The following is a 24,760-nucleotide window of genomic DNA, read 5'->3' as shown; positions in this document are numbered from 1 at the left end:
GCGGACCGCGAGCGCCGCGACTACTTCGTGGCGCCCTCGAGCAGCGGCACCAGCTTCTCGAGCGCGTACTGCCGCGACAGCGCCGAACCGAGCGAGTACGCCGCGGCGACGTCGCCGTCGATGACGACGGCGTGCCCCTCCTGGACGGCCGGCAGGGCCTTCCACTGCGCGTCGTCGGTGATCTCGGTCGTGTCGATGTAGATCGGGAACGCCACGATGACGTCGGCGTCGATCTCGTCGAGCTGCTCGCTCGAGATCGAGACCGAGAAGCCGCCGGCGTTCGGGGCCAGCGCCGCGATGGCGGGGTTCTGCTCGAAGCCGAGCGCCTCGAGCTGCTCGACCCGCTCGCTGTCCTCGACGTAGGCGCCCCAGCCCTCGCTGGTCTTCGTCGCGGCGGTGATCGTCTTGCCCTCCCACTCGGGGTGGGCGGCGGCGACGGCCTCGACGGCCTCCTCGTTCTCGTCGACGAGCTGCTCGCCCTTCGCCTCTTCGCCGAGCGCCTTCGACACGAGCTCCATCTGGTCGTCGAAGTCGGTCAGGTAGCTGTCGCCGCCCTCGGGCACGCCCACGGTCGGGGCGATGCTCGACAGGCGGTCGTAGCGGTCCTGGTCGCCAGAGCTCTTCGTGTCGAGGATCACGTCGGGCTCGAGGGCGGCGATCGCCTCGTACGAGGGCTCGAGGGTGCCGATGATCTCGGGGGCCTGGTCGTAGAGGCCCTGCGCCCACGGGCCGACGCCGTCGGCCGCGTCGCCGAAGGCCAGCCAGTCCGAGGCCCCGACGGGCTGGACGCCCAGGGCCAGCGCCGCCTCGGCGTCGCCCCAGCCGAGCGCGACGACGCGCGTGGGCTTCTGGTCGATGGTCACCTCGCCGAACTTCGTGTCGATCGACACGGGGAACGCGCCCGACCCGCCCGAGGCCCCCCCCGAGGCGTCGTCGGAGCCGGAGTCGGAGCCGGCCGAGCAGCCGGCCAGGGCGAGGGTGGCGACCGCGACGGTGGCGGCGATCGAGAGTGTCTTGCGCATGTGTTCCTCAGGGCTGTGACGTCGGTGCTGTGACGTGTGTCGGGCGGAAGGTGATGTGCTGGGACGATGCCGGTGACCACCGGCACGACTCCAAGTGAGGGTAGCCTAAGCTAATCATCATGGCGATGCCCCGAGCGCTCACGGTCGGCCGTGCCCCGCGACCGACGCGAGGCTCCCGGCGCACCCGCACGCGCCTCCTCGCCCTCGTCGCCGCCCTCGCCCTGCTGGCCCTCGCCGTCGTGCTGGGCCTCGCCGTCGGCGCGCGGCCGGTCGCCCTCGACGACGTGCTGCGCATCCTGACCGGCGCCGCGAGCCGCGACACGGCCGACGCCACCGCCGTGCTCGACCTGCGCCTGCCGCGCACCGTCGCCGCCATCGTGGCCGGTGCCGGGCTCGGGGTCGCCGGGGCCGTCGTGCAGGCCGTGACCCGCAACCCGCTCGCCGACCCGGGCATCCTCGGCGTGACCTCGGGCAGCGCCTTCGCCGTCGCCCTCGCGGTCGGCTTCGCCGGGGTCACCTCGGCGAGCGGCTGGGTCTGGTTCTCGTTCGTCGGCGCGGGCTTCGCGACCGTGGCGGTCGCCCTGATCGGCGGCGCCGGACGAGGAGGCGGTGGCCCCGCCCGCCTGACCCTCGCCGGCCTCGCGCTCGGGTCGGTGCTCGCGGGCATCACGTCGTCGATCGTGCTGGCCGACCCCCGCCGCTTCGACGCGGTGCGCGCGTGGGAGGTCGGCTCGCTCGCCGACCGCGGCTGGGAGCCCGTGCTGACCGTGCTGCCCTTCGTCGCTGCCGGGGTCGTCGTCGCGCTGATCGCCTCGCGCCCCCTCGACGCCGTCGCGCTCGGCGACGAGCACGCCGCGTCGGTCGGCGTCTCGGTGCCCGCCGTGCGGGTCGTCTCGTTGGTCGTCGTCACCCTGCTGGCAGGAGGCGCGACCGCGGTGGTCGGGCCCGTCGCGTTCGTGGGGCTCATGGTCGCGCACGCCGCCCGTGGCGTGGTCGGCCCCAGCCAGCCCTGGATCACCGGCCTGTCGGCCGTGCTCGGGCCGGTGCTGCTGCTGCTCGCGGACGTGCTGGGCCGGGTGGTGGCTCCCCCGGGCGAGCTGGCCGCGGGACTCGTGACGGCCGCGATCGGGGCACCCGTGCTCATCGCGATCGCCCGCCGCCGACGGGTGGGCAGCGCATGACACGGGCGACGGGGCCGGGCACACGGACGGGCCGGCCGGGCACACCGGCAGGGCCGGGCCCGCGGACCGGGCCGGGCACGCGACCGACGGCCGCCGCGCCGGGTGTCGGCCCGCGCCTCCTGCGCTCGTGGCGTACGACCGGCGGGCGGCGCCGCACCGCGACGCTCGTGCTGGTCGTCGTGGCCGTCGTCGTCGCGATCGTCGCCCTCGGCATCGGCGACTACCCGCTCAGCCCGCCCCAGGTCGTGCGGGCCCTGTTCGGCGGCGACGGGTTCGCGTCGACCATCGTGCTGAACTGGCGGCTGCCGCGCGTGCTCGCGGCCCTCGTCTTCGGCGCCGCCCTCGGCGTCTCGGGCGCGATCTTCCAGTCGTTGACCCGCAACCCGCTGGGTTCTCCGGACGTGATCGGCTTCTCGACCGGGGCCTACACGGGGGCGATCGTCGTCATCGTGTCGGGCGCCGCGTCGACGGTCGGCACCGCGGCCGGAGCCCTGGTCGGCGGGCTGGCGACGGCGCTGGTCGTCTACCTGCTGGCCTACCGCCGGGGCGTGCAGGGACTGCGGCTGATCATCGTGGGCATCGGCGTCACGGCCCTGCTGCACTCGGTCAACAGCTGGCTGCTGCTGCGCGCCCAGACCGAGGTCGCCCTGACGGCGTCGTTCTGGGGCGCGGGCTCGCTCGCCCTCGTCGGCTGGCAGCAGCTCGTGCCGGCCCTCGTGCTGCTCGTCGTGCTGACCCCGCTCGTCATGGCGCTGTCACGACCACTGCGACAGCTCGAGCTCGGCGACGACACCGCCCGGTCGCACGGGCTGCGCACCGAGGGGTCGCGGCTGGCGCTCGTCGTGGTCGGCGTCGCACTGACCGCCGTGGTGACCGCCAGCACCGGGCCGATCGCCTTCGTCGCCCTCGCCGCGCCCCAGCTCGCCCGGCGCCTCGTGCGCTCGGCCGGGGTGCCGCTCGTCGGCGGCGGGCTCGTCGGCGCGGTGCTGCTGCTCGTCGCCGACCTGATCGCCCAGCACGTGGCCGCCAACCCCGTGCCGGTCGGCCTCGTCACGCTCGTGATCGGCGGGGTCTACCTGATCACGCTGCTCGTCTCGGAATCCCGGAGGTCCGCGTGAACGCCGACGACACCCGCCCGCCCCGCCTGGTCGCCCGGCAGGCACACCTCGCCTACGACCGTCGCACGGTCAGCGAGGCCGTCGACGCCGACGTCCGCGAGGGCTCGTTCACGGTGATCGTCGGGCCGAACGCCTGTGGCAAGTCGACGCTGTTGAGGGCCTTCGCGCGCCTCCTGAAGCCCCGGTCGGGGTCGGTGCTGCTCGACGGGCGCGAGCTCGCGGGCGTGCCGGCCAAGGAGGCGGCGCGGATCGTCGGCCTGCTGCCCCAGACCTCCACCGCTCCCGACGGCATCACGGTCGCCGAGCTCGTGGCGCGCGGCCGGTACCCGCACCAGGGGCTGTTCCGGCAGTGGACCGCGAACGACCGCGAGGCCGTGGACGCCGCCCTGGTCGAGACCGACCTGACCGAGCTGGTCGACGTGCCCGTCGATGAGCTGTCGGGCGGGCAGCGGCAGCGCGTCTGGGTGGCGATGGCGCTCGCGCAGCAGACCCCCGTGCTGCTGCTCGACGAACCGACGACCTACCTCGACGTCGCGCACCAGTACGACCTGCTCGACCTGTTCGCGCGGTTGCACGGCCAGGGCACGACGGTCGTGGCGGTGCTGCACGACCTCAACCAGGCCGCGCGGTACGCGACCGACCTGATCGTCATGGCCGACGGCGACGTCGTGGCGACGGGCACCCCGGCCGAGGTGCTGACCGAGCAGCTCGTCACCGACGTGTTCGACCTGCCCTGCGTCGTCGTGCCCGACCCGGTGACGGGGTCGCCGATGGTCGTGCCGCGCCGCCGCTGAGGCCGGGGTGGTCGCGCCCGACGCCCTGCCGCGCCGCGAGGCGTCCGGCTCAGGCCTGGGCTTCGGCGATGACCTCGGCGCTCCAGCCCTCGTACCGGCCGCCGGCCCGCTGCACGACGTCGAAGACCTCGCGGGTGAAGGTGACGGCGCGATCGTCCTCGAGCGCGTCCTCACGACCCGCCTCGAGCGAGGCGCCGAGCAGGCCCCGGCGCGTGACCGTCACGTCGTAGCCCGACGTGCGCAGCTCGTCGGCCGCCCGTTCGGCGGCCGCCCGGCGCGGGAAGTCGGCCGTGTGCGTGACCGTCCGCGCCAGGTCGAACCGGTCGCGGAGCTGGTTGCGGGTCACGAGCTGCGCGGCGCAGCGCTGGAGGTGGACGGCGATCCCCGCGTCCGTCGGTGCCACGGACGCGCCCTAGCGGGTGCGGGCTGCGGGGCGTCCGCCGCGACCGCGACGACCGGCGCGCGGGGCCCGCGAGGGCAGCACCGCCGCGACCAAGAAGAAGACGATGCCGAAGATGACGACGATCGACCCGATGACCATGAGGGCGATGATGACGGTTTCCATCCGCCCATCCTCCCGGGCGGGCGGGGTGCGCACAAGGCGCGACCGCTGAGCATCCCCTGCCCGCGCCTCCCCGGTTCCCGCTCGGTGCCGTCGAGTGGTCGCTGATCGTCCTCCCGAGGCGCCCGGACCGCGATCTGCGACCACTCGACCGACCCCGACACCAGGAGGCGCGGGTCGGCGGGGTACGCCTCCCAGCGTCCGGGCCCCGGCGACGGGCAGTCAGTCGTACCACCGGTGCGGTCCGCCCGCCCTCATCTGGCCCGATGTCGGTGGCCGGACGTAGCGTCGAGGTCGCCGGCGCGACGGGGGACGTCGCCCGGCCCCCGCCTTCTCCGAGGAGCCCAGTGACCAGCGACACCACCACCACACGCCCCACCCTGTTCTGCCTGCACGCGCTCGGCATGAGCCGTCTCGAGTACGGCCCCGTCACGGACGCGCTCGGCGACGACTTCGAGGTCGTCGCGCTCGACCTGCCGGGCTTCGGCGACGCCACGACCGTCGACGGCGTGACCGTCGACGACATGGTGCGTCAGGTCACGCGTCAGATCCGACGGCACGGTGCCACCCGCTGGCTGCTCGTGGGCCACAGCATGGGCGGCAAGATCGCCTCGATCGTCGCCGCCCGCACCCTCGCCGGGCAGGGCGGCCTCTTCGGCCTGGCCGGCGTCGTCCTGCTCGCGGCGTCGCCTCCGTCACCCGAGCCGATGGACGACGAGAACCGCCGGCAGATGATCGCCGCGGCCACCGACGGCCCGCTCGACGCCGACACGGCCCGCGGGTTCGTCGACGACAACGTCGGCGCCCCGCTGCCGACGCCGCTCGACGACCAGGCCCTCGCCGACCTGCACCGCACCTCCCCCGAGGCCTGGACGGCCTGGTTCGACCGCGGCAGCCGCGAGGACTGGACGGCCGAGGTCGGCACGCTCGACCTGCCGGCCCTGATCGTCGCCGGCGGTGCCGACGGGCCCCTCGGCGAAGACGCCCAACGCCGCCTGAACGGGGCCGTGTACCCGCGCGCCACGCACCTGACCCTCGACGGGGCCGGCCACCTGCTGCCGCTCGAACGCCCGACCGAGGTCGCCGCGGCGATCACCTCGTTCTGGCGTGACGACGCCGGCCGGGCGCCCATGATCTCGGACGACTTCGCGCGGGTCATCGCGTCGAGCCGGACGGCCTCGAACACGCGCGGCATCCTGGCGAAGCGAGCGGTGGCCGACGACCCGCGCTACGTGCCGCAGGTGCTGACCGAGGCGCAGCTGACCACCCTGCGGGCGGTCGCCGCCCGCGTGGTGCCGCAAGACGACCCCGACCACGCCGTCGACCTCGCCGCCCGCGTGGACGCCCAGCTCGCCGCCGGCCAAGGCGACGGCTGGCGCAACGCCGACCTGCCGAGCGACCCCGAGGCCTACGCGCTCGGCCTCGACGCCCTCGCCGACTTCACCGGCCTCGCGCCCGAGCAGCAAGACGAGCGTCTCGCCGTGATCGTCGCGGGCGACCCCGACGACACCCTCGAGACGGTCGGCGACAGCGGTGGCGGCGACTCGCACCACGGGGGCGACCAGGGCGACGCGGGCCTCACCGGTGGCACGTCCGGCGACACCGACCACCCCAGCGACGCCGAGGCCCACCCGTTCTCGGTCGAGCAGCTCACCGCCTGGTTCGAGGACTGCCGCGTCGACCTGGTCAAGGCCTGGCTCGCCCACCCGGCGACCATGGAGCGCATCGGCTTCGACGGTTTCGCGAACGGCCGTGCCGGTCGCGCCCTGCAAGGATTCAGCCGGCTCGGTGCCGGCCAACGAGAGGGCTGGGAACCAGCCATGGAGGTCACCCGATGAAGCTCGACGCGCAACGCACCTACGACGAGTCCGAGGTCGTCGACGCGGTCGTGATCGGCACCGGTGCCGGTGGCGCCCCGATCCTCGCGAAGCTCGCCCTGCAGGGGCTCAAGGTCGTCGCCCTCGAGGCCGGCCCGAACTTCGAGCCCGACGAGTACACGCAAGACGAGATCGAGGCCGTCAAGATCAACTGGATGGACGAACGCCTGAGCGGCGGCGAGACCCCGACCGCGTTCGGCCAGAACAACAGCGGCAAGGGCGTCGGCGGTTCGACCCTGCACTGGGGTGCGTTCACCCCGCGCCCCGACGAGCGGGACCTGAAGCTCAAGACCCTCACCGGCAAGGGCGAGGACTGGCCCGTCGACCACGCCGAGCTGATCGGGTACATCGAAGAGGTCGAGCACTTCGTCGGCGTCTCGGGCCCGGCCGACTACCCATGGGACCCTCAGCGTTCGTACCTCATGCCGCCGCCCGCACGCAACGCGTCGAGCGACATGATGATCCGCGGCTGCGAGGCCGTCGGCATCCGGGCGACCGACGCCCCGGCCGCGCTCGTCAGCCGAGACTGGCGGCAAGAGCACGTCGGCACCCGCCCGGCCTGCGTCGGCTGTGGCAGCTGCCACCAGGGCTGCCGCAGTGGCGCCAAGGTCAGCATGGACACCAGCTACCTGCCGATGGCCGTCGCGAACGGGGCCGAGATCCGCCCCGAGTCGATGGTCACGGGCATCGAGCTCGACGAGGCCGGCGAGGTCTCGGCCGTCGTCTACGTCCGCGACGGCGTCGAGCACCGTCAGCGCACGGCCGCGCTGTTCCTCTGCGCGGGCGGCGTCGAGACGCCGCGCCTGCTGCTGCACGCCGGCATCGCCAACAGCAGCGACCAGGTCGGCCGCAACTTCATGGCCCACGGCGCCACCCAGGTCTGGGGCACCTTCGACACCGAGATGCGCGGCTACCGCGGCTACCCGTCGTCGATCATCACCGAAGACACCATGCGTCCTGACGGCGTCGACTTCGTCGGCGGCTACCTCATTCAGAGCCTCGGCGCGATGCCGCTGACGCTGGCGACGACCCTCGCCCGGGGCGCCGGCCTCTGGGGCCCCGAACTGGTGAAGGCCCTTGACGACTACCGCTTCATGGCCGGCGTCGGCATCAACGCCGAGTGCCTGCCGAGCGAAAAGAACCGGCTCACGCTGTCCGACGAGCTCGACGAGAACGGCATGCCGAAGGTCGTCGTCACGTTCACGCCCGGCGAGAACGAGAAGGCGATCGACGACCACGCCGTCGAGACCATGACGGCCATCGTCGAGGCGGCCGGCGGACGCGACATCCGCGTCCTGGCCCGCACCGCCCACACGATCGGCACCTGCCGCATGGGCACCGACCCGGCGACGGCCGTGGTCGACCCCGACGGGCGCAGCTTCGACGTGCCGAACCTCTGGATCGCCGACAACTCGGTCTTCCCGAGCGCCGTCGTGGCCAACCCGGCCCTGACGATCATGGCCCTCGGCCTCCGCACCGCCGACCGCTTCCTGGCGAGCGCCGGCCTGTCGGGTGCCGTCGCCGGTGAGCGCGTCGGGGCCGACGTCTCGCGCGTCGTCGACGCGGCCTGACCCGCTCGACGCGACCTGACCCGCTCGACGCGACCGCACCTCCTGAGACCCGAACCCAGGAGGCGCGGGTCGCGTCGGTGGGGAACGCCCCCGTGACGCAGGGTCACGGGGGCTCCCATTCCTAGCCCTTGCGCCACAGGTCGAGCGCGAGCCGCGTCACAGTCACGAACAACGTCGCGATCTGCAGCCACGGCACGGTCTTCCTGGGCTGGCCCTCGATGTCTTTCGACATGAGGATCACCTCCTGGTGTGCGCGCCGGCGGACACGAGGAGCGGAAGGTGCCAGGGATGCAGTCCGGCCAGGGCTGGACTACCATGGACCCGAGTTCTCGACTCGGGGATGGGTTTGCATCCCTGGTCTTCCACTCGGAGGACAACCGAAGCCCACGATCGTTCCTGCGGTCGTGGGCTTCACTCTTGCCCGGGGCCGTGACCCGGCGGTGCCCGACCCCGCCCGCTAGCCTATGTGACATGTCAGGGGACTCAGGGCGACGCGGTGACGCGGGTCGAGGCCTGCGCGAGCACCCGCGCCGGCGTGCTCCACTCGTCGTGGCCGCCCTCGCCACGGTCGGGCTCGGCATCGCCGCCGAGCGGCTGGTGCCCGGGCTGACCGGCGACCTGCTCGGCTCGGCGCTCTACACGGTGCTGCTCGGCGTGCTGCTCGCACTGGTCGCGCCACGGCTGACCGGGCTCGTCCTCGCGACGGCGGCGACCGTCGCGTCGATCGCGGTCGAACTGCTGCAGCTGACGGGCCTGTCGGCCGCCGCCGTGGCCGCGTTCCCTCCGGCGGCGTGGGTGCTGGGCACGACGTTCGCCGCGACCGACCTGCTCGGGTACCTGCTGGGCGGGGTCTCGGCGCTGGTGCTGCTCCGGGTGCTGCGCCGCGCCTCCTGACCCCCTACTGGTGGGAGGCGCGGGTCAACTGGTCCGAGATCGTCCTTCGTCGACCGGTTGAGGATCTCGGACCACTCGACCGGCGAGCGGCGGCCTGGGCGGCGGCCTGGGTTACGGCCCGGGCGGCGGCCGGGGCGGCGGCGGCCCGGGCGTCAGCTCGCGGAGGCCCGCCCGCGCCAGAGCAGCCAGACGAAGTACGGCGTCCCGATGACGGCCGTCAGGAGGCCGGCGCCGAGCTGGGCCGGGGCGATCACGGTGCGCCCGAGCACGTCGGCGGCGCAGACCAGCAAGGCGCCGAGCAGCACGGCCACGGGCAGCACGCGGGCGTGCCGCCGTCCGACGAGTGACCGGGCCGCGTGCGGGGCGACGAGCCCGACGAACCCGACCACCCCGACGGCGGCCACGGCCGTCGCCGTGAGCAGCACGGCCAGCGAGAGGAACACCATCCGCGACCGCGAGAGCGAGACCCCGAGGAGGCGCGGTGTGTCGTCGTCCACCCCCACCAGGTCGAGGCGGCGACGCTGCAGCACGACCACGACGAGCGCAGCCGCGAGTGCCAGCGACACCGGCATGGCGTCGTCCAGGGTGCGACCGTAGGTCGACCCCGACAGCCAGGTGAGCGCCTTCGCGCCGTTGAACGGGTCGGTCAGCACGATCAGCAGGCTGATCGCCGCCGCCGTCGCGGTCGAGACGCCGATGCCGATCAGCACCAGCCGGTTCTGCGGGAACCCCCCTCGCGAGGCGAGGCCGAACACGACCACGGCCGCGACCACGGCCCCGACGAACGCGGCGCCCGCGATGCCCCAGCCGGTGGCGAGCGGCACGGTGGTGACGAGCAGCACGGCGCCGAGGCCGGCACCGCCGGTCACGCCGAGGATGCCCGGTTCGGCGAGCGGGTTGCGGGTGACGGCCTGCACGAGGGTGCCGGCGAGGGCCAAGGCGGCTCCGGCGACGACGGCCGCCACGACCCGGGGCACGCGGGTGTCGAGCACGTAGCTGACGACCCGTCCCGACCGGCCGGTCACCCAGTTGGCGACGTCGCCGAGCAGCAGCTTGGCGTCGCCGAGCAGCACCGAACCGAGCACGACGGCGACGAGCACGGCGACCACGACCGCGACGACGACCACGAACCGCAGCCGCGAGACCACGGGGTGCCGGTCGGTCGGGCTGACGCCGCCGTGGTCGCGGGCACGGAACGCCAGCACGACCAAGAACACCGCGCCGAGCAGCGAGGTCACGACGCCCGTGGGCACCTGCACCGACGTCTCGGCACCGACGAGTGCGCGCAGCAGCACGTCGGCGCCCAGCACGAGCGCGGCCCCGGCGAGGCCGGCGAGCGGCATCGAGACGACGAACCGGCGGACGGCGGGCACGGTCCGCCGCAGCAGCCGCACGAGCGCGGGGGCGCAGAGGCCGACGAAGCCGATCGGCCCGGCGAGGGTGACGGCGGCGGCCGAGAGCAGCACGGCGGCCAGCACGGTCACCACGCGGGTGGTGCGGACGTCGACCCCGACGCTGCGGGCGGCGTCGTCGCCGAGGGCGAGGGCGTCGACGCGGACGTTCACGGCGACCAGCACGAGCAGCCCGACGACGACCACCGGGCCGAGCTGCACGACGCCGTCGAAGCCGTTCTGCGAGATGCTGCCCTGGCCCCAGGCGTAGAGGCCGGCGGTCTGCTGCGGGAAGAGCAGCAGCAGGGCGCTCGTCACCGAGGCGAGGCCGAGGGCCAGGGCGCTGCCGGCGAGCACGAGCCGCACGGTGCCGGCGCCGAGCCCCGACAGGGCGAGCACGAGCCCGGCGGCGAGCAGCCCGCCGACGAACGCGACGCCGGACGAGGCCAGCAACGGCAGGCTGAGCCCGGTGACGGCGGCGATCGCGAGGGCGACGGAGGCGCCGGCGTTGACGGCCAGGGTGTCGGGTGAGGCGAGCACGTTGCGGCTCATGTGCTGCAGGGCGGCGCCGGCGGCTCCGAGGGCGACGCCGACCAGCAGGCCTGCCACCATCCGCGGGAGGCGCGAGGCGACCACCACGGACGAGTCGCCGGCCGTCGCGGTGCCGGTGAGCGCCTGCCAGACCTGCCGGGCACCGACGTCGGCGGTGCCCTGCGTGACGTCCACGAGGGCGAGCACCACGACGACGGCGACCAGCGCGACCGTCACGCCCACCGACCCGGGCGTGAGCCGACGGGGGGCGGCGAGCCGCGCCTCCTGGGCTCGTGCCGCGCGACGCGCGCGCTCGTCGCGGCCCGGTGCGGCGGGCTCGTCGAGCCGGGGCGGCGCGGGGTCGGTGGGGGTGACGGTCGTGCTCACGGTGCGGCTTACTTCGTCAGGGTCGACACCAGCGAGTCGACGTAGGCGGTCATCGCGGCGGGTCCGCCGAACATCCAGATGCCGTCGTCGAGGCGGTGCACGTCACCGGACTGCACGAACGGCAGCGACTGCCACACGGCGTTCGAGGCGAGCGAGACGGCGAACGGGTCGTCGGCACCCGCGGCGGTGTTGTCGATGTACAGGAACTGCACGTCGGCGGGCAGCTGCGTGAGGCCCTCGACGTCGGTCGTGGCGAGGCCGTACGCCTCGTCGCCCTCGACGGTCCAGGCGTTGGTCAGGCCGAGCTCTTCGGTGACGTCGGAGACGAGCGAGCCCTTCGCGTAGGGGCGGATGCTCACCTGGCCGGCGTCGACGTAGCCGTCGGCGAAGGCGAAGGGCTGGCCCGCGAGGCCGGCGTCGGCGAGGGCCTGCTTGCCTGCGGCGAGCGCGTCGGCGAACTCCTCCTTCACCTCGGTCGCCCTGTCTTCGGTGCCGGTCGCCTTCGCGATCAGGTCGAGGTTGTCCATGCTGTGCTCGATCTGGCGCGAGGCGTCGGCCGAGGTGACCACCAGGACGGGCGCGATCTCCTTCAGCTGCGTCACGGCGTCGGCGCTCAGGCCGTCGGTCGCGACGATCAGGTCGGGTGCGAGCGAGGCGACGGTGTCGAGGCTCGGCTCGCCGCGGGTGCCGATGTCGGTCGGCTCGTTCGTCAGCGGCACGGCCGAGTCCCAGTCGCCGTAGCCCTTCACGTCGGCGACGCCCACGGGCTCGACGCCCAGGGCGACGAGGTCTTCGACGACGTTCCACTCGGTGCCGACGACCTTCGTCGCGGGGCCGTCGAGGGTGATCTCGGCCCCCGTGCCGTCGGTCAGGGTAATCTGCTCGCCGCTGCCCGAGGTCGCGCCGGCGTCGGCGGACTCGGTCGTGCCGCAGCCGGCGAGGGTCAGGGCCGCGGCGGCCGCGACGGCGGTCACCGTCAGCAGCCGGCGGGCCGCGGGGCGGCGGGCGGAGCCGCCGGAGGTCGGGGTGCCGGAGGTCGGGGTGTGGCGGGGCGTCGTCAGAAGGCGCTGGGTCACGGGTGGTGTCTCTCTCATCGGACGGGCGTCTCGGCCCGGGTGTGGTGTCGGCCGATCGCGCGGGTGCGCAGGTGGCCGGTGGTGGGGTCGGTGTCGACGTCGATGCGGATGCCCCAGACGTCGGTCAGGAGGCGCGGCATCAGCACGTCCTCGGGGTCGCCCTCGGCGACGATGCGGCCCTCGCTCAGCACGACGATGCGGTCGGCGAGCGCGGCCGCCTGGTCGAGGTCGTGCAACACGACGCCGACCGCGATGCGGCCCGAGTCGGCGAGGTCGCGCACGAGGTCGAGCAGCTCGACCTGGTAGCGGAGGTCGAGGTAGGTCGTGGGCTCGTCGAGCAGCAGCACCCCGGTGTCTTGTGCGAGGCAGCTGGCCAGCCAGACGCGCTGCAGCTGGCCGCCCGAGAGCTGGTCGACGCCGCGGCCCGCGAGGTCGGCCACCCCGGTCAGCTCGAGCGCCCGGTCGACGGCGGCGGGGCCGTCGGGGTCGGAGCGTCCCCAGCGGCCGCGGTGCGGGTAGCGGCCGAACTCGACGACGTCGCGCACGCTCAGCCCGCCCGGGGTCGGGCGCCCCTGCGTCAGCAACGCGACCCGCCGGGCGAACTCGCGCAGCGACAGGTCGAACCCGTCGACGGTCTCGCCCGGGCCCTCGCCCTTGCCCCCGCTCGCGCCCGCGCTTGTGCTCGCGCCCTCGCCCCCGCTCGGCCGGTCGAGTGGTCTCGAATCGTCCTTCCCGTGCGGGCGGACGACGTTCTCGGACCACTCGACTCCCGCAGGAGGCGCGGCGAGGGTCAGCGACCCCGAGCGCGGCTTCTGCAGACGGGCCAGGGCGCGAAGCAGGGTCGACTTGCCGCTGCCGTTCGGGCCGACGAGGGCCGTGACGCAGCCGGGGCGCAGCTCGACGCGGGCGCCGTGGACCACGTCGACGCCGTCGTAGGCGACCGAGACGTCGTCGGCGAGCAGGGCGGCCGAGGCGGGGGCGGTGGCCGCGAGGGGCAGGTCGGTGGTCACGCGCTTAGGTTAGCCTAACCTCACCCCGGGGCCGCAACCCGACCTCTCGACGTCGAGCCGGCCCGCGCCTCCGCGTCCCTCCTGCCGACGCCCTCCTGCCGACGCCACCCCGCCGTCGCCACCCCGCCGTTCGGCGCCAAACCCCTGCCTAGGCAAATCGCTCGGTGCCGCTCGACGGGGTGCCCGCCACCTCCCACCGAAGCCACCCCACGAACCGGCGCAGACCCTCTGCCTAGGCAAATCGCTCGCCGCCGCTCGACGGGGTGCCCGCAACCGCCGCCTCCGCCTCCCGCTCGCCCCTCGCCCCCGCCCGCCACCGCTCGCCCCGAGCTCCGGCTCGACCGGCTCGCCTATCGTGGTGACCGCTCCTCCGCCCGACGACGAAACGAGCCGCATGTCACGCCGAGCCCTGTCGACCTCCCTCGCCATCGCCGCCACCCTGGGCCTCGGCCTGGCCGCCTGCGCGTCACCCGGTTCGGCGACCCCGACCGTCACCCCGAGCGCGAGCGACACCCCGGTCCCCCTGCCCAGCCCGATCGCCGCACCCGACCTCGCCACCCCCGAGGTCGAGGCCGCGCTGGTCGACCTCGAGTCCCGGTACGACGCCCGCGTCGGCCTGAGCGTGCTCGACACCGGCTCGGGTGCCACCCTTGACCACCGCGCCGACGAGCGCTTCGGCTACGCGTCGAGCCTCAAGGCGTTCGCCGCGGCGGCCCTGCTCGACGCCACCGACGACGCCGACCTCGACCGCGTCGTCACCTGGACCCAGGCCGACGTCGACGCCGCCGGCTACTCGCCGCTCACGAGCCAGCACGTCGCCGACGGGCTCCCGTTGCGACAGCTGGCCGAGGCCGCCGTGCGGCAGAGCGACAACACGGCGCTGAACCTCGTGCTCGCCGAGCTCGGCGGCCCGGCCGGGCTCGACGCCGCCCTCGCCGCGCAGGGTGACGACGTGACCGACGTCGTGCACACCGAGCCCGAGCTCAACACGCCGACCCCGGGCAGCACGGCCGACACGACCACGCCCGCGGCCTTCACGGCGACCCTCGCCCGCATCACGGACGGTGACTGGCTCGCCGCCGACGACCGCGCGACCGTGCGCGACTGGATGTCGGGCAACGCGACCGGAGACACCCTGATCCGCGCGGGTGCCCCCGACGGCTGGCAGGTCGCCGACAAGTCCGGAGGCGCGGGCGGCATCCGCAACGACGTCGCGATCGTGACGCCCCCCGCGGGCGACCCCGTGGTGATCTCGGTGCTCACCACGCGCAACGACCCCGCCGCGACCTACGACGACGCCCTCGTCGCCGAGGCAGCCCGCATCGCCCTCGCCGCCGCGGCCGCCGCCCGCTGACGCGCGCCGCACCTCTCCCGGCCGACGCACCGTCGAGTGGACACCACGCCGATTCGTTCCGCGGTGTCGTGTCCACTCGACGGCGCCCTGCCCTGCGCCGCACCCGCACGGCGCCCCGACCGCCCATCACCCCGGCACACCCCGCCACCACCTGTTCGCCCCGCGTTCACGCGACCTCCCCCGGGACGTCGTCGCGCCTCCTTAGCGTGCCCACCGGGCCGTCCGGTCCCCCGTCGCCGCTCCCGGCGAACCCCGGCCCCGCACCCGAAGGACCCCCACCGCATGATCGACAAGCGCCTGCTCGTCTCGGCCGCCACCCTCGGCATCGCCGCCCTCGCCCTGACCGGCTGCTCGGCGAGCGCCGACGCCGACGGCACAGGAGGCGCGGCGAACGGCACCGACGCCGCGACCGCCACCAGCGCCGAGGACTTCGGCGGCATGGACGCCCTCGTCGCGGCCGCGCAGGCCGAGGGCGAGCTCAACGTGATCGCCCTGCCCGACACCTGGGCCAACTACGGCGAGATCATCGACGGCTTCGAGAAGGAGTACGACATCACGGTCAACTCCGACAGCCCCGACGTCTCGAGCGCCGAAGAGATCACGGCGGCCCAGAACCTGAAGGGGCAGGACACCGCCCCCGACGTGTTCGACCTCGGCTCGGCCGTGACGCTCGCCAACCTCGACCAGTTCGCGCCCTACAAGGTGTCGACCTGGGACGACATCGCCGACGACCACAAGGACGCCGACGGCAAGTGGGTCTACGACTACACCGGCCTGATGTCGGTCGGCTACGACGCCGACGCGGTGCCCGCCCCCGAGAGCCTCGACGACCTGCTCGGCAGCGACTACAAGGGGAAGGTCGCGATCAACGGCGACCCGACCCAGGCCGGCGCCGCCGCGGCGGCCGTCGAGTGGGCCGCGTTGCAGGAGGGCGGCAGCGCCGACGACGTCAGCACGGGCGTCGACTACTTCTCGCAGCTCGCCGACGCGGGCAACTTCCTGCCCACCGACCCGACCCCGGCGACGATCGCCTCGGGCGAGACGCCGGTCGTCTTCGACTGGAGCTACAACAACCTCGCCGCCGCGGCCGACGCCGGCGGACGCGACTGGAAGACCGCCGTGCTGCCCGGCACCGCCCTCGGCAGCTACTACAACCAGGCGATCAACGTCGACGCACCGCACCCCGCCGCGGCCCGCCTCTGGCAGGAGTACGTCATGGGTGACGACGCGCAGAACCTCTACCTCGCGGCCGGCGCCTACCCCGTGCGCCTCGCGGCGATGACCGAGGCCGGCACCGTCGACCAGGACGCCCTCGAGTCCGTCGGCGAGCAGCCTGCCGACACCGTGCAGTTCACGGCCGAGCAGACCGAGGCCGCCTCGAAGGTGCTGGCCGACACCTGGGCCACGGCGATCGGCTGATGGTGACGACGTCGACCCGTGCGGCGGACACGACCGCCGACGCGCGGTCGGCACACGGAGGCGACCGCGGCGACCTGCCGGACCGCGCCTCCTCGTCCCCCGACGGCGTCGGCCCCTCGCGGGGTCGGCGCCGTCCGGCGGCGTGGTGGGGGCTGACCCCGTTCGCCGTCTGGGTGCTCGCCTTCTTGATCGTGCCGTGCCTGCTCGCGCTCGGCACGGGCTTCGTCGACGGCGACGGCGCCCCCACCCTCGACAACCTGGTCGCCCTCGGCGACCCCCTCATCGTGCGGGCGTTCGCCAGCTCGGCGGCGGTCTCGGCCGTCACCGCGCTGGCCGGTGCCGTGGTCGGTGCCGTCGTCTGCTGGGGGCTCACGTCGCTCCGACCCGACGGAGCCGTCCGCAGCGCGATCGACGCCGCCTCGAGCGTCCTCGCGCAGTTCGGCGGGGTGATGCTCGCGTTCGCGTTCATCGCGACCATCGGCATCCAGGGCGTCGTGACCCGGCTGCTGGTCGACGTCGCCGGCGTCGACCTCTACGCGGACGGCGTCTGGTTCTACCAGGTGCCCGGCCTGCTGCTGCCGTACCTGTACTTCCAGGTGCCGCTCATGGTGATCACGTTCATGCCCGCCGTCAGCGGCCTGCGCCCGCAGTGGAGCGAGGCCGTCGCCACCCTCGGCGGCACCCGGTGGCAGCACCTCGTCCGCGTGGTCGTCCCGGTGCTCGCCCCCGCGTTCGTCGGCAGCCTGCTGCTGCTGTTCGCCAACGCCTTCTCGTCGTACGCGACCGCCGCCGCCCTGATCAGCCAGGGGGCCCAGATCGTGCCGCTGCAGATCCGCGCCGCGCTGATCAGCGAGACCGTGCTCGGCCGGGAGAACGTCGCCGGGGCCCTCGCCCTCGGCATGGTCGTCGTGATGGCCGTGCTGATGACCGGCTACTCGCTGCTGCAGCGCCGCACCGAGCGGTGGCAGCGATGAGCGCCCCTCGGGCGCCTCGGGCCACGAGCGCGTCGAGGTCGACACGCGCGTCGAGGTTCACGAGCGCAGGAGGCGCGGGCACGGTCGCGCGCCGCACCGCCCTGGTCATCGTGGGAGCCCTCTTCGCGGTGCCGATCGCGGCGATGGTCGCGTTCTCGCTGCGCAGCGCCGACGGCACGGGCCACGACCTGAACCACTGGCGGGCGATCGTCGACCCCGAGAACGAGCGGATGTACCGCAACCTCGTCGAGGGAGTCACGAACTCGCTGCTGCTCGCCGTCGTCTCGGCGCTGCTCGTGCTCGTGCTGCTGGTGCCGGCCATGGTGCTCGTGCACCTGCGCCACCCGCGTCTCGTGCGCCCGCTCGAGTTCGTCTGCCTCGTGCCGATCACGGTGCCGGCGATCGTGCTCGTGGTCGGTCTCGCGCCGGTCTACTCGGTCGTCTCGCGGGTCGCCGGGTCGGGCGCCTGGACGCTCGCGCTCGCCTACGGCGTGACGGTGCTGCCCTACGCGTACCGCGCGGTGCAGTCCGACCTCGCGGCGACCGACCTGCGCACGCTCACCGAGGCCGCCCGCACGCTCGGCTCGGGCTGGCTGCGGACGATGGCCTTCGTCGTCGTGCCGAGCCTGCGCCGCGGCCTGCTCGCAGCGGCCTTCATCACCGTGGCCGTCGTGCTCGGCGAGTTCACCATCGCCTCGCTGCTCAACCGCGTCAACCTGCAGACCGCCCTGGTCCAGGTCTCGCGCTCCGACCCCTACGCCGCCGTGATCTTCGCGTTGCTCGCCCTGGGCTTCGCGTTCGTGCTGCTGCTCGTGATCGGCCGCGTCGGGGCCCTCGGCGCCGCCCGCCCGATCCCCTCTCGAAAGGCCCTCTCGTGACCGCCACGCTCCCCCGCCCCTCCGTCGCGAGCCCGACCGGCGCCGTGACGGGTGCGACCGTGACCTTCCGCGACGTGACGAAGCAGTTCGCCGGCCACCGGGCACTGACCGGGCTCGACCTCGAGCTGCAGCCCGGCGAGCTCGTCGCCGTGCTGGGCCCGTCGGGCTGCGGCAAGACGACCGCGTTGCGCAGCCTCGCCGGGCTCGAGGACGTCACGACCGGACGCATCACGATCGACGGGCACGACGTGGTCGGCGTTCCGACGCACCGCCGCGACGTGGGCATGGTGTTCCAGGCGTACTCGCTCTTCCCGCACCTGACCGTGCGGCAGAACGTCGAGTTCGGGCTGCGCATGCGTCGCGTCGACAAGGCGGCCCGGGCCACGCGGGCGGGCGAGATGCTCGACCTGGTCGGGCTCGGCGACCTCGGCGAGCGCTACGCGCACCAGCTCTCGGGTGGCCAGCAGCAGCGCGTCGCCCTGGCCCGGGCGCTCGTCACGCGCCCCCGCGTGCTGCTGCTCGACGAGCCGCTCAGCGCCCTCGACGCCAAGGTGCGGGTGCAGCTGCGCGACGAGATCCGGCGCATCCAGCGCGAGCTGTCGATCACGACCCTCTTCGTCACCCACGACCAGGAGGAGGCCCTCGCCGTCGCCGACCGCGTCGCCGTCATGCGGGCCGGCTCGATCGAGCAGGTCGGCACGCCCGAAGAGCTCTACTCGGCCCCCGCGACCGCCTTCGTCGCCGAGTTCGTCGGCACGAGCAACCGGGTGTCGGGCGAGGTCGTCGGCACGCTCGTGCGACTGGCCGGCTGCCCCGAGGTGCCGGTCGTCGGAACGCCCGCCGAGGGGCCGGTCTGGGCCTACGTCCGCCCCGAGGACGTGTCGTTCGTCGAGCAGGGCGGGCTCGCCGGGGTCGTCGAGTCGGTGTCGTTCTTGGGGGCCGTCTGCCGCACCCGCGTCCGCGTCGACCCCGAGACGCTGCTCGTGGTCGACCACCGGGCCGACGAGCGACGCGAGCCGGGGTCGCCGGTGCGCCTCTCGTTCACGCCCGCCCGCGTCGCGGTGACGACCCGCGCCTNNCGAGTGGACGAGACACCGCGGCGTGCGCCGGTGTCTCGTCCACTCGACGGTGCCGTCCGGTCAGTCGGGCGACGGAGGCGGCACGCCCGAGCCCGCCGCTAACCTCGGGGGATGCCCTCGGTGACCGACCCCGACGACGTGCCCCGCGCCTCCTCGGTGTGGCAGGCCGAGATCGTCACCACACGGCGACCGAAACCGCTCGTCGCCGGACGGTGGCTCCTCTCGGTCCTCGCCGCGTTCTTCTTCGGCTCGTTCGACGGCGAGTGGCCGGGCTTCGACGTCGTGGTGCGCGAGCGTTCGACCGGTCGCGAGATCCACCGGCTGGCTCCTCAGGGCCTCACCGGCGCCGACGAGTCGAAGGTCGACATCGAGGCGGACCTCGACCGGCTCACCTGCGACGAGTACCGCGCCGAGTGGAAGCTCGCCTGACGCCCATCTGATGCGCCGGGCGTCCTGACCCGCGCCTCCTCGAGTCCCGCGGTCGAGCGGTCCCGCGGTCGACCGGTCGAGTGGTCGCGAATCGTCCTCCACGCGCACCCGAACGACGATTCGGGACCACTCGATACCGGGCCGGGTAGGACCGACGGCGACTAGCGGCGGTTCCAGGAGGCGCGGACGACGGTGTCGAGGGCGCCCGAGAGGTCGGTGCACCACCAGCGGCGTTCGGGTGCGGCGGCGAGGGTGAGTTCGTAGCCCGCCTCCGTCCGGGCGACCGAACCGACGACGACCAGGGCACCGCGTTCGGAGCGTCGGACGTCGACGACGCGCCAACGGCCCCGACCGACGACGTCGAGCCTCAGGTCGAGCGCACTCGCGACCGGGCCGTGCCCGGGCCAGGCCGTGCCCGACCGGCCGCTCCCACCGTCGATCAGCATGGTCGCCTCCCTCGCGGCCCGCCCCTGCGCGGTCCGACGCGGTGCACGGTAGACACGCGACCTGACAACGGGCGGGGTTGACGCCGGAGGTCTCGCGTGCTGCACGTACCCCGACGCGCCGTCGAGACGACCGAGGCCCACGGCGGGCTCCTGGGATCAGGAGCCGCCGTGGGCCTCGGTGAGTGGGCCAGGGTCTCAGGCCTGGACGTCTCCGCGCCAGCCGCCGTCGACGTTGCCCTCGCGCTCGATGAACTCCTTGAAGTTCTTGAGGTCCTTCTTGATGGCGTGGTTGTCGGCGCCGAGGCTGCCGCCGAGCTTCTCGAGGAAGCCCTCGGGCGTCCAGTCGATCTGCACCGTGAGGCGGGTCTCGTCGTCGCTCAGCTTGTGGAACGTGATGACGCCCGCGTGGTCGACCTCGCCGCCGGTGCTGTTCCAGGCGACGCGCTCGTCGGGGTGCTGCTCGGTGATCTCGGCCTCGAAGGTCTTCTCGACCGGTCCGACCTTGACCTTCCACACCGTGAGGGTGGGGGTGGTCTGGGTGATCGACTCGACCTCGTCGAGGAACTTCGGGAACTCCTCGAACTGGGTCCACTGGTTGTAGGCGACGCTGACGGGGACGTTCACGTCGATGGTCTCGATGGCCTGTGCCATGGTGCACTCCTTGCTGACGGTGTTCGTGATCTCTCGGTCGGCACCGGATCGGTGCCTGACCTGTCGTGAACGGTAGGAGGCGCGGGTCGCCTCCGCCCACGTGCGGAGGCAACGGTCAGGTGACGGGTGACGCCCGCCGACCGGGGCGCACACCCTACTCGCGTGCCCGCGACCGCACCCGCATCCGCATCCGCCCCCCGCATCCGCAACCGCCCCCCGGCTCAGCGGATGCCGCTGCGTGCGAAGCCCTGCACGAAGTACCGCTGGAACACCAGGAACAGCACGACCATCGGGGCGACGTTGACGAGGGCGAACGCCATGGTGCCGCCGTAGTCCGAGCCGAACTGCCCCTGCAGGTAGAGCAGGCCGATCGGCAGCGTGAAGAGCTCGTTCTGCTTCAGGGCGATGAGCGGCCACGAGAAGTCGTTCCAGGTCGACAGCAGGCTCATGAAGAACAGCACGGCGATCAGCGGCTTCGACAGGGGCAGCACGATGCTGCGCAGCACCCGCAGGTGGCTGGCGCCGTCGATGCGGGCCGCCTCGATCAGCTCGGTCGGGATGCCCAGGATGAACTGCCGCGCGAGGAACAACCCGAACGCGGACGCCGCGGTCGGCAGGATGACCGCCCAGTAGGTGCCGTAGAGGTCGAGCCGCGTCACGAGGGTGAACAGCGGCACCATGATCACCTGCACCGGGATCATCAGCGTGGCGAGCGCGACGAGGAAGACGGCGTTCGACCCGCGGAACTTCAGCCGGGCGAACGCGTACCCGCCCAGGACGTTGATCGTCACCGTGATCAGCGCCACGACGATCGCGATGGCCGTCGAGTTGCCGAACCAGGTCACGACCGGGAACGCCTCGAAGACGCGCTCGAAGTTGGCCGTGGTGAACGTGCTCGGCCAAATGCGCAGGGCGCCGCCGAGCAGGTCGGCGCGCGTCGAGAACGCGACGACGACCATCCAGTACAGGGGGAACAGCACGACGAGCGACACGACGATCGCGGCGCCGAGCCTCAGGACGAGGAGGCGCCGCTCGCGGACGGCACGCCCGCCCGGTCGCGAGGTGCGCACGGGGGCCCGGTCGGCCGGCCCGGGGGCGTCGGGGGCGATGGTGGCGGTGGCGGTGGTCACGGGGTCCCTCTCAATCGACCAGGTCGCGCGAGCGCCCGGTGTACCAGCGGACGACGGTGAACGCGAGCATGACGAGCAGCAGCACGACGCCGATGGCGGCGGCGTAGCCCTGGTCGCGCGTGACGAAGCCCTGGTCGTAGGCGTAGGTCACGATGACCGACGTGGCGTTGCCGGGGCCGCCGCCGGTCATCACGAAGACCAGGTCGAACACCTGGAACGAGTAGATGACGTTGAGGATCAACAGGAAGAACGACGACGGCCCGACCAGCGGAACGGTCAGGTACCGGAAGCGCTGCCAGCCGCCCGCGCCGTCGAGGCGTCCGGCCTCGTAGACGCCGGCGTCGACCGACTGCAGGCCGGCCAGGTAGATCAACATGTTGAAGCCGACGCGCCACCACAGGGTGATCAACACGATCGAGACGAAGGCGGCGGTGCCGCCCGACTGCCACGGCACGCCCGGCAGGCCGACCGCCCGGACGAGCTTGTCGATCAGCCCGCTGTTCTCGTCGAACAGCAGCACGCCCATCAGCGCGGTCGCGACGCCCGAGATCGCCATCGGCAGGATGAGGATCGACCGGAACAGCCCGCGCGCCGGCAGCACCGAGTTCAGCAGCACGGCGGCCCCGAGCCCGAGCGCCATCGACAGCGGCGTGACGATCAGCGTGAACAGCACCGTGTTGGCCGCGGACCGCCAGAACACCGGGTCCGAGACGAGGCGCTGGTAGTTGTCGAGCCCGGTGAACGTGCCGCCGCCGAAGCCGTCCGTGCGCTGCAGGCTGACCACCACGGCCCAGACCAGCGGGATCAGCACGAACAGGGTGAGCATGAACAGGTTGGGGGTGAGCAGCATCCACGCCACCGCGGCCTCGCCCCGCGAGCGCGACCGGCGCCGCGGACGGGGCGGGCGGGCCTCGGTCACGGGCACCGCGCCTCCTCGGGTCCGCGGCCGCGTCGCGGTCGTCACCGTCAGGCCCCCGTGGCGGCGGCGATGCCGTCCGAGATGCGCGACAGGGTGTCGTCGGTGCTCTGACCGCCGACGAAGGCCTGCTCGAGCTCGTCCTGCAGCACGGTGATGATCGCCGCCATGTCGGGCGAGGCGACCTGGCTCGAGTCGCTCGCCTGCACCGTGCCGGCCTGGCCGATGAACACCGGCGAGAGCTCGGGGCGGACGTCGAACTCGATGCCGCCGTCGATGAGGTCCTGACGCGTGGGCAGCAGCGAGGCGCCCTCGCAGAAGGCGCGCATGGCGTCCTCTTGCGTGACGAAGTCGAGGAAGGCCGCGGCGAGGGCGGGGTCCGCGGCGTCCTTCGTGACGACGAGGGCGTTGCCGCCGAAGTCGCTGGCAGACCGCTCGTCCCGGGGCGCGAAGGTGGCGCCCCACTCGAAGTCGAGCGTGTCGGTCGCGTCGGGGATCGAGAAGGCGCCCGAGAACACCATCGCGGTGGTCTGCGAGTACCAGGAGTCCTGCGCGTAGGTGGCCGACTTGATCGAGTCGTTCTGCGGGACGTACTGCTTCTCGAAGAACGAGCGGGTGAAGTCGACGGCCTTGCGACCGGCGTCGGAGTCGATGGCCGGGTCGGTGAGGTTCTCGTCGAGGAAGCGCCCGTCGGCCTCGAACAGCCAGGTCAACCAGCGCGTGACGCCGTTGCCCTGCCAGTTGTAGGCGAACGGGTACTGGTCGGCGGGCAGGTTCGCCCGCAGGGTGGCGGCGACCTCGTCGAACTGGTCCCACGTCCAGGCGTCCTCGACGCTGGTCGGCACGTCGGTGATGCCCGCGGCCTCGAGCATCGTCTTGTTGTAGAGGATCGCCGTGGTGTCGGTGTGGTGGGGCACCCCGAACGGCTTGCCCTCGTTCTGCACCGCGGCCCAGGCGCCGCGCGTGAAGCGGTCGCCGAAGTCGCCGGGCAGCTGGTCGCTGAGGTCGAGCAGCTGCCCGCGCCCGGCGTAGCTGCCGAACGTGTAGTACGGCACGCGGAAGACGTCGGGCGGGTTGCCCGCCTGCAGCTGGGCGTCGATGTTGGTGAACATCTGCTCGTACGGGACGGCGTTGAGGTCGATGGTCGCACCGGCGTTCGCCTTCTCGAAGCGCGAGATCTGGTCGCGGAAGCCCTTGAGCTCGGCGTCGGTGCCCCAGGTGGTGAAGGTCAGGGTGCCTTCGGCCGAGCTGGTGGCCGGCTTGCTGAAGCCGGCGCAGCTCGCGAGGACGGCGGTCAACGAGACGGCGCCGCTCGCGGCGAGGAAGGTGCGTCGGGTGAGGGTCATGGCGTGTTCTCTTTCGGGGTGACGAGGGTGCCGGATCAGCCTTGTACCCCACTCGAGCATGCATCGGGGTACGCGACCTGGAGTGACACTCAACTCTTCTGCGGCGCGATGCGCCGCCCGGATTCCGCCTCGTGGGGCCGTGGCCGCGGTGGACCGCCGCCGCGGTGCTGGCCGTCTCGCCATCGCGCCACGGGGTGAACACGCCGCCACGTCATCTCGTGGCGGCGTGTGCACTCCGTGGCGGGATCGGCAGGCCCCGCATCGACACGACGTCGCCGGGTGCGTGCGGCCCGGCCGGAGGGGGGAGAAGAGAGCGAGTGACGGGAATCGAACCCGCGCTATCAGCTTGGGAAGCTGAAGTTCTACCATTGAACTACACTCGCGCAGCGCCTCGAGGGCGCGTCAGACCACTATAGCGGCCCGCGCCTCCCGTGCCCCTTCCAGCCCGCCTCGCGGTGTCGCACCGCCGGGTGGACTCGGCACCGCCGCATTCGGCGGTGCGATGTCCACTCGGCGGTGCGACACCTCGGGAGCCCCCAGGAGGCGCGCTCAAGCTCCAGTCGCGACCGAGACGATGCGCAGGTCGACGGATGCCGGCGGCACGGGCTCCCCGCTCACGCGGTCGAGCAGCGCCTGGGCGACCGCACGGGCCACGAGCGGCCCGGAGCCGCTCTCGTCGACGGCGATGTCGAGCGTGATGCGGGTCTCGAGGTCGGCCACGGCG

22 protein-coding genes, 1 tRNA gene and 1 pseudogene are annotated in these 24,760 nt (G+C 73.4%); 12 read left to right on the top strand and 12 right to left on the bottom strand.

Going from position 1 to position 24,760, the window contains the following annotated elements; genetic code table 11:
• Positions 1-20: 20 nt before the first annotated feature.
• Positions 21-1,022 (bottom strand): iron-siderophore ABC transporter substrate-binding protein, encoded by a 1,002-nt coding sequence (locus ASG05_RS10680; RefSeq protein ID WP_056260417.1) that lies wholly within the window; start codon positions 1,020-1,022, stop codon positions 21-23.
• Positions 1,023-1,141: 119 nt separating this feature from the next.
• Here ASG05_RS10680 and ASG05_RS10675 point away from each other — a divergent pair, with 119 nt between their 5' ends.
• The 3 genes from ASG05_RS10675 (at position 1,142) to ASG05_RS10665 (ending at position 4,115) form a co-directional block, all read left to right on the top strand.
• A complete protein-coding gene (locus tag ASG05_RS10675) occupies positions 1,142-2,203 on the top strand; it encodes an iron ABC transporter permease (protein ID WP_056260416.1) in 1,062 nt (353 codons plus the stop codon).
• Positions 2,204-2,370: 167 nt separating this feature from the next.
• On the top strand, positions 2,371-3,321 hold the full coding sequence (locus tag ASG05_RS10670) for an iron chelate uptake ABC transporter family permease subunit (RefSeq protein ID WP_235491464.1): 951 nt from the start codon (positions 2,371-2,373) through the stop codon (positions 3,319-3,321).
• Entirely contained in the window at positions 3,318-4,115 is a 798-nt protein-coding gene (locus ASG05_RS10665; protein ID WP_056260414.1) for an ABC transporter ATP-binding protein, read from the top strand. Before ASG05_RS10670 ends, ASG05_RS10665 begins: the two co-directional genes overlap by 4 nt.
• Positions 4,116-4,164: 49 nt before the next feature.
• Here the strand turns inward: ASG05_RS10665 and ASG05_RS10660 are convergent, their stop codons facing one another.
• Both ASG05_RS10660 and ASG05_RS16380 read right to left on the bottom strand, forming a co-directional pair.
• Positions 4,165-4,518, bottom strand: coding sequence for a ribonuclease E inhibitor RraB (locus ASG05_RS10660; protein ID WP_056260411.1), 354 nt, complete (start codon positions 4,516-4,518; stop codon positions 4,165-4,167).
• A 9-nt stretch (positions 4,519-4,527) separates the two neighbouring features.
• Complete coding sequence (locus tag ASG05_RS16380; RefSeq protein WP_157490181.1) at positions 4,528-4,680, bottom strand: hypothetical protein; 153 nt, start codon at positions 4,678-4,680, stop codon at positions 4,528-4,530.
• A gap of 344 nt (positions 4,681-5,024) precedes the next feature.
• Between ASG05_RS16380 and ASG05_RS10655 the strand changes: the two genes are divergently transcribed.
• From ASG05_RS10655 to ASG05_RS15930, 3 genes are all read left to right on the top strand, one after another.
• On the top strand, positions 5,025-6,515 hold the full coding sequence (locus ASG05_RS10655; RefSeq protein ID WP_056260409.1) for an alpha/beta hydrolase: 1,491 nt from the start codon (positions 5,025-5,027) through the stop codon (positions 6,513-6,515).
• On the top strand, positions 6,512-8,125 hold the full coding sequence (locus tag ASG05_RS10650; protein WP_082486637.1) for a GMC family oxidoreductase: 1,614 nt from the start codon (positions 6,512-6,514) through the stop codon (positions 8,123-8,125). The genes ASG05_RS10655 and ASG05_RS10650 overlap by 4 nt, the downstream gene beginning before the upstream one ends.
• A 471-nt stretch (positions 8,126-8,596) precedes the next feature.
• Positions 8,597-9,019: a DUF2809 domain-containing protein gene (locus tag ASG05_RS15930; protein ID WP_162240652.1), complete on the top strand. Its 423-nt coding sequence runs from the start codon at positions 8,597-8,599 to the stop codon at positions 9,017-9,019.
• 152 nt (positions 9,020-9,171) lie between these two features.
• On the opposite strand, the gene ASG05_RS10640 is transcribed toward ASG05_RS15930, so the two are convergent.
• The 3 genes from ASG05_RS10640 to ASG05_RS10630 all read right to left on the bottom strand — a co-directional run bounded on the left by ASG05_RS10640 (position 9,172) and on the right by ASG05_RS10630 (position 13,414).
• The gene (locus ASG05_RS10640; RefSeq protein WP_056260407.1) at positions 9,172-11,328 is read right to left on the bottom strand and encodes an iron ABC transporter permease; all 2,157 of its coding nucleotides are present in this window, start codon (positions 11,326-11,328) and stop codon (positions 9,172-9,174) included.
• A gap of 8 nt (positions 11,329-11,336) precedes the next feature.
• Positions 11,337-12,311 carry an iron-siderophore ABC transporter substrate-binding protein gene (locus ASG05_RS10635; RefSeq protein ID WP_056260863.1) on the bottom strand — a complete coding sequence of 325 codons (975 nt, stop codon included), beginning with the start codon at positions 12,309-12,311 and terminating at the stop codon, positions 11,337-11,339.
• Positions 12,312-12,418: 107 nt separating this feature from the next.
• A complete protein-coding gene (locus tag ASG05_RS10630) occupies positions 12,419-13,414 on the bottom strand; it encodes an ABC transporter ATP-binding protein (protein WP_162240651.1) in 996 nt (331 codons plus the stop codon).
• A 394-nt stretch (positions 13,415-13,808) separates the two neighbouring features.
• On the opposite strand from ASG05_RS10630, the gene bla reads away from it, so the two are divergent.
• The 6 genes and pseudogenes from bla (at position 13,809) to ASG05_RS10600 (ending at position 19,547) form a co-directional block, all read left to right on the top strand.
• Entirely contained in the window at positions 13,809-14,768 is a 960-nt protein-coding gene (gene bla / locus ASG05_RS10625; protein ID WP_056260405.1) for a class A beta-lactamase, read from the top strand.
• Positions 14,769-15,050: 282 nt separating this feature from the next.
• A complete protein-coding gene (locus ASG05_RS10620; RefSeq protein ID WP_056260403.1) occupies positions 15,051-16,187 on the top strand; it encodes an ABC transporter substrate-binding protein in 1,137 nt (378 codons plus the stop codon).
• Entirely contained in the window at positions 16,187-17,161 is a 975-nt protein-coding gene (locus tag ASG05_RS10615) for an ABC transporter permease subunit (protein WP_157490180.1), read from the top strand. The genes ASG05_RS10620 and ASG05_RS10615 overlap by 1 nt, the downstream gene beginning before the upstream one ends.
• The gene (locus ASG05_RS10610; protein WP_082486634.1) at positions 17,158-18,039 is read left to right on the top strand and encodes an ABC transporter permease subunit; all 882 of its coding nucleotides are present in this window, start codon (positions 17,158-17,160) and stop codon (positions 18,037-18,039) included. The genes ASG05_RS10615 and ASG05_RS10610 overlap by 4 nt, the downstream gene beginning before the upstream one ends.
• Positions 18,036-19,116, top strand: a pseudogene (locus ASG05_RS10605) (ABC transporter ATP-binding protein); the annotation flags it as partial. The gene ASG05_RS10610 and the pseudogene ASG05_RS10605, both read left to right, overlap by 4 nt.
• 113 nt (positions 19,117-19,229) lie before the next feature.
• Entirely contained in the window at positions 19,230-19,547 is a 318-nt protein-coding gene (locus ASG05_RS10600) for a hypothetical protein (protein WP_056260399.1), read from the top strand.
• Between the two features lie 161 nt (positions 19,548-19,708).
• On the opposite strand, the gene ASG05_RS10595 is transcribed toward ASG05_RS10600, so the two are convergent.
• From ASG05_RS10595 to ASG05_RS10570, 6 genes are all read right to left on the bottom strand, one after another.
• On the bottom strand, positions 19,709-19,993 hold the full coding sequence (locus ASG05_RS10595) for a hypothetical protein (RefSeq protein ID WP_056260397.1): 285 nt from the start codon (positions 19,991-19,993) through the stop codon (positions 19,709-19,711).
• Positions 19,994-20,188: 195 nt separating this feature from the next.
• Positions 20,189-20,644: an SRPBCC family protein gene (locus tag ASG05_RS10590; protein WP_056260395.1), complete on the bottom strand. Its 456-nt coding sequence runs from the start codon at positions 20,642-20,644 to the stop codon at positions 20,189-20,191.
• A gap of 221 nt (positions 20,645-20,865) precedes the next feature.
• Positions 20,866-21,774, bottom strand: coding sequence for a carbohydrate ABC transporter permease (locus ASG05_RS10585; protein ID WP_235491463.1), 909 nt, complete (start codon positions 21,772-21,774; stop codon positions 20,866-20,868).
• Between the two features lie 10 nt (positions 21,775-21,784).
• On the bottom strand, positions 21,785-22,699 hold the full coding sequence (locus tag ASG05_RS10580) for a carbohydrate ABC transporter permease (protein ID WP_235491462.1): 915 nt from the start codon (positions 22,697-22,699) through the stop codon (positions 21,785-21,787).
• Between the two features lie 41 nt (positions 22,700-22,740).
• Positions 22,741-24,036, bottom strand: coding sequence for an ABC transporter substrate-binding protein (locus ASG05_RS10575; protein WP_056260393.1), 1,296 nt, complete (start codon positions 24,034-24,036; stop codon positions 22,741-22,743).
• Positions 24,037-24,348: 312 nt separating this feature from the next.
• Positions 24,349-24,419 (bottom strand) — tRNA-Gly (locus tag ASG05_RS10570).
• Positions 24,420-24,760: the final 341 nt, after the last annotated feature.

Source organism: Frigoribacterium sp. Leaf186 (assembly GCF_001423905.1).
Taxonomy (GTDB): Bacteria; Actinomycetota; Actinomycetes; order Actinomycetales; family Microbacteriaceae; genus Frigoribacterium.
This window is presented reverse-complemented; position numbering and strand designations above follow the sequence as displayed.

Coding starts and splice junctions, on each gene's coding strand:
- ASG05_RS16380 (WP_157490181.1), bottom strand. CDS start 4,680: ATGGAAACCGTCATCATCGCCCTCATGGTCATCGGGTCGATCGTCGTC.
- ASG05_RS10650 (WP_082486637.1), top strand. CDS start 6,512: ATGAAGCTCGACGCGCAACGCACCTACGACGAGTCCGAGGTCGTCGAC.
- ASG05_RS10620 (WP_056260403.1), top strand. CDS start 15,051: ATGATCGACAAGCGCCTGCTCGTCTCGGCCGCCACCCTCGGCATCGCC.
- ASG05_RS10675 (WP_056260416.1), top strand. CDS start 1,142: ATGGCGATGCCCCGAGCGCTCACGGTCGGCCGTGCCCCGCGACCGACG.
- ASG05_RS10595 (WP_056260397.1), bottom strand. CDS start 19,993: ATGCTGATCGACGGTGGGAGCGGCCGGTCGGGCACGGCCTGGCCCGGG.
- ASG05_RS10575 (WP_056260393.1), bottom strand. CDS start 24,036: ATGACCCTCACCCGACGCACCTTCCTCGCCGCGAGCGGCGCCGTCTCG.
- ASG05_RS10680 (WP_056260417.1), bottom strand. CDS start 1,022: ATGCGCAAGACACTCTCGATCGCCGCCACCGTCGCGGTCGCCACCCTC.
- ASG05_RS10610 (WP_082486634.1), top strand. CDS start 17,158: ATGAGCGCCCCTCGGGCGCCTCGGGCCACGAGCGCGTCGAGGTCGACA.
- ASG05_RS10615 (WP_157490180.1), top strand. CDS start 16,187: ATGGTGACGACGTCGACCCGTGCGGCGGACACGACCGCCGACGCGCGG.
- ASG05_RS15930 (WP_162240652.1), top strand. CDS start 8,597: ATGTCAGGGGACTCAGGGCGACGCGGTGACGCGGGTCGAGGCCTGCGC.
- bla (WP_056260405.1), top strand. CDS start 13,809: ATGTCACGCCGAGCCCTGTCGACCTCCCTCGCCATCGCCGCCACCCTG.
- ASG05_RS10590 (WP_056260395.1), bottom strand. CDS start 20,644: ATGGCACAGGCCATCGAGACCATCGACGTGAACGTCCCCGTCAGCGTC.
- ASG05_RS10600 (WP_056260399.1), top strand. CDS start 19,230: ATGCCCTCGGTGACCGACCCCGACGACGTGCCCCGCGCCTCCTCGGTG.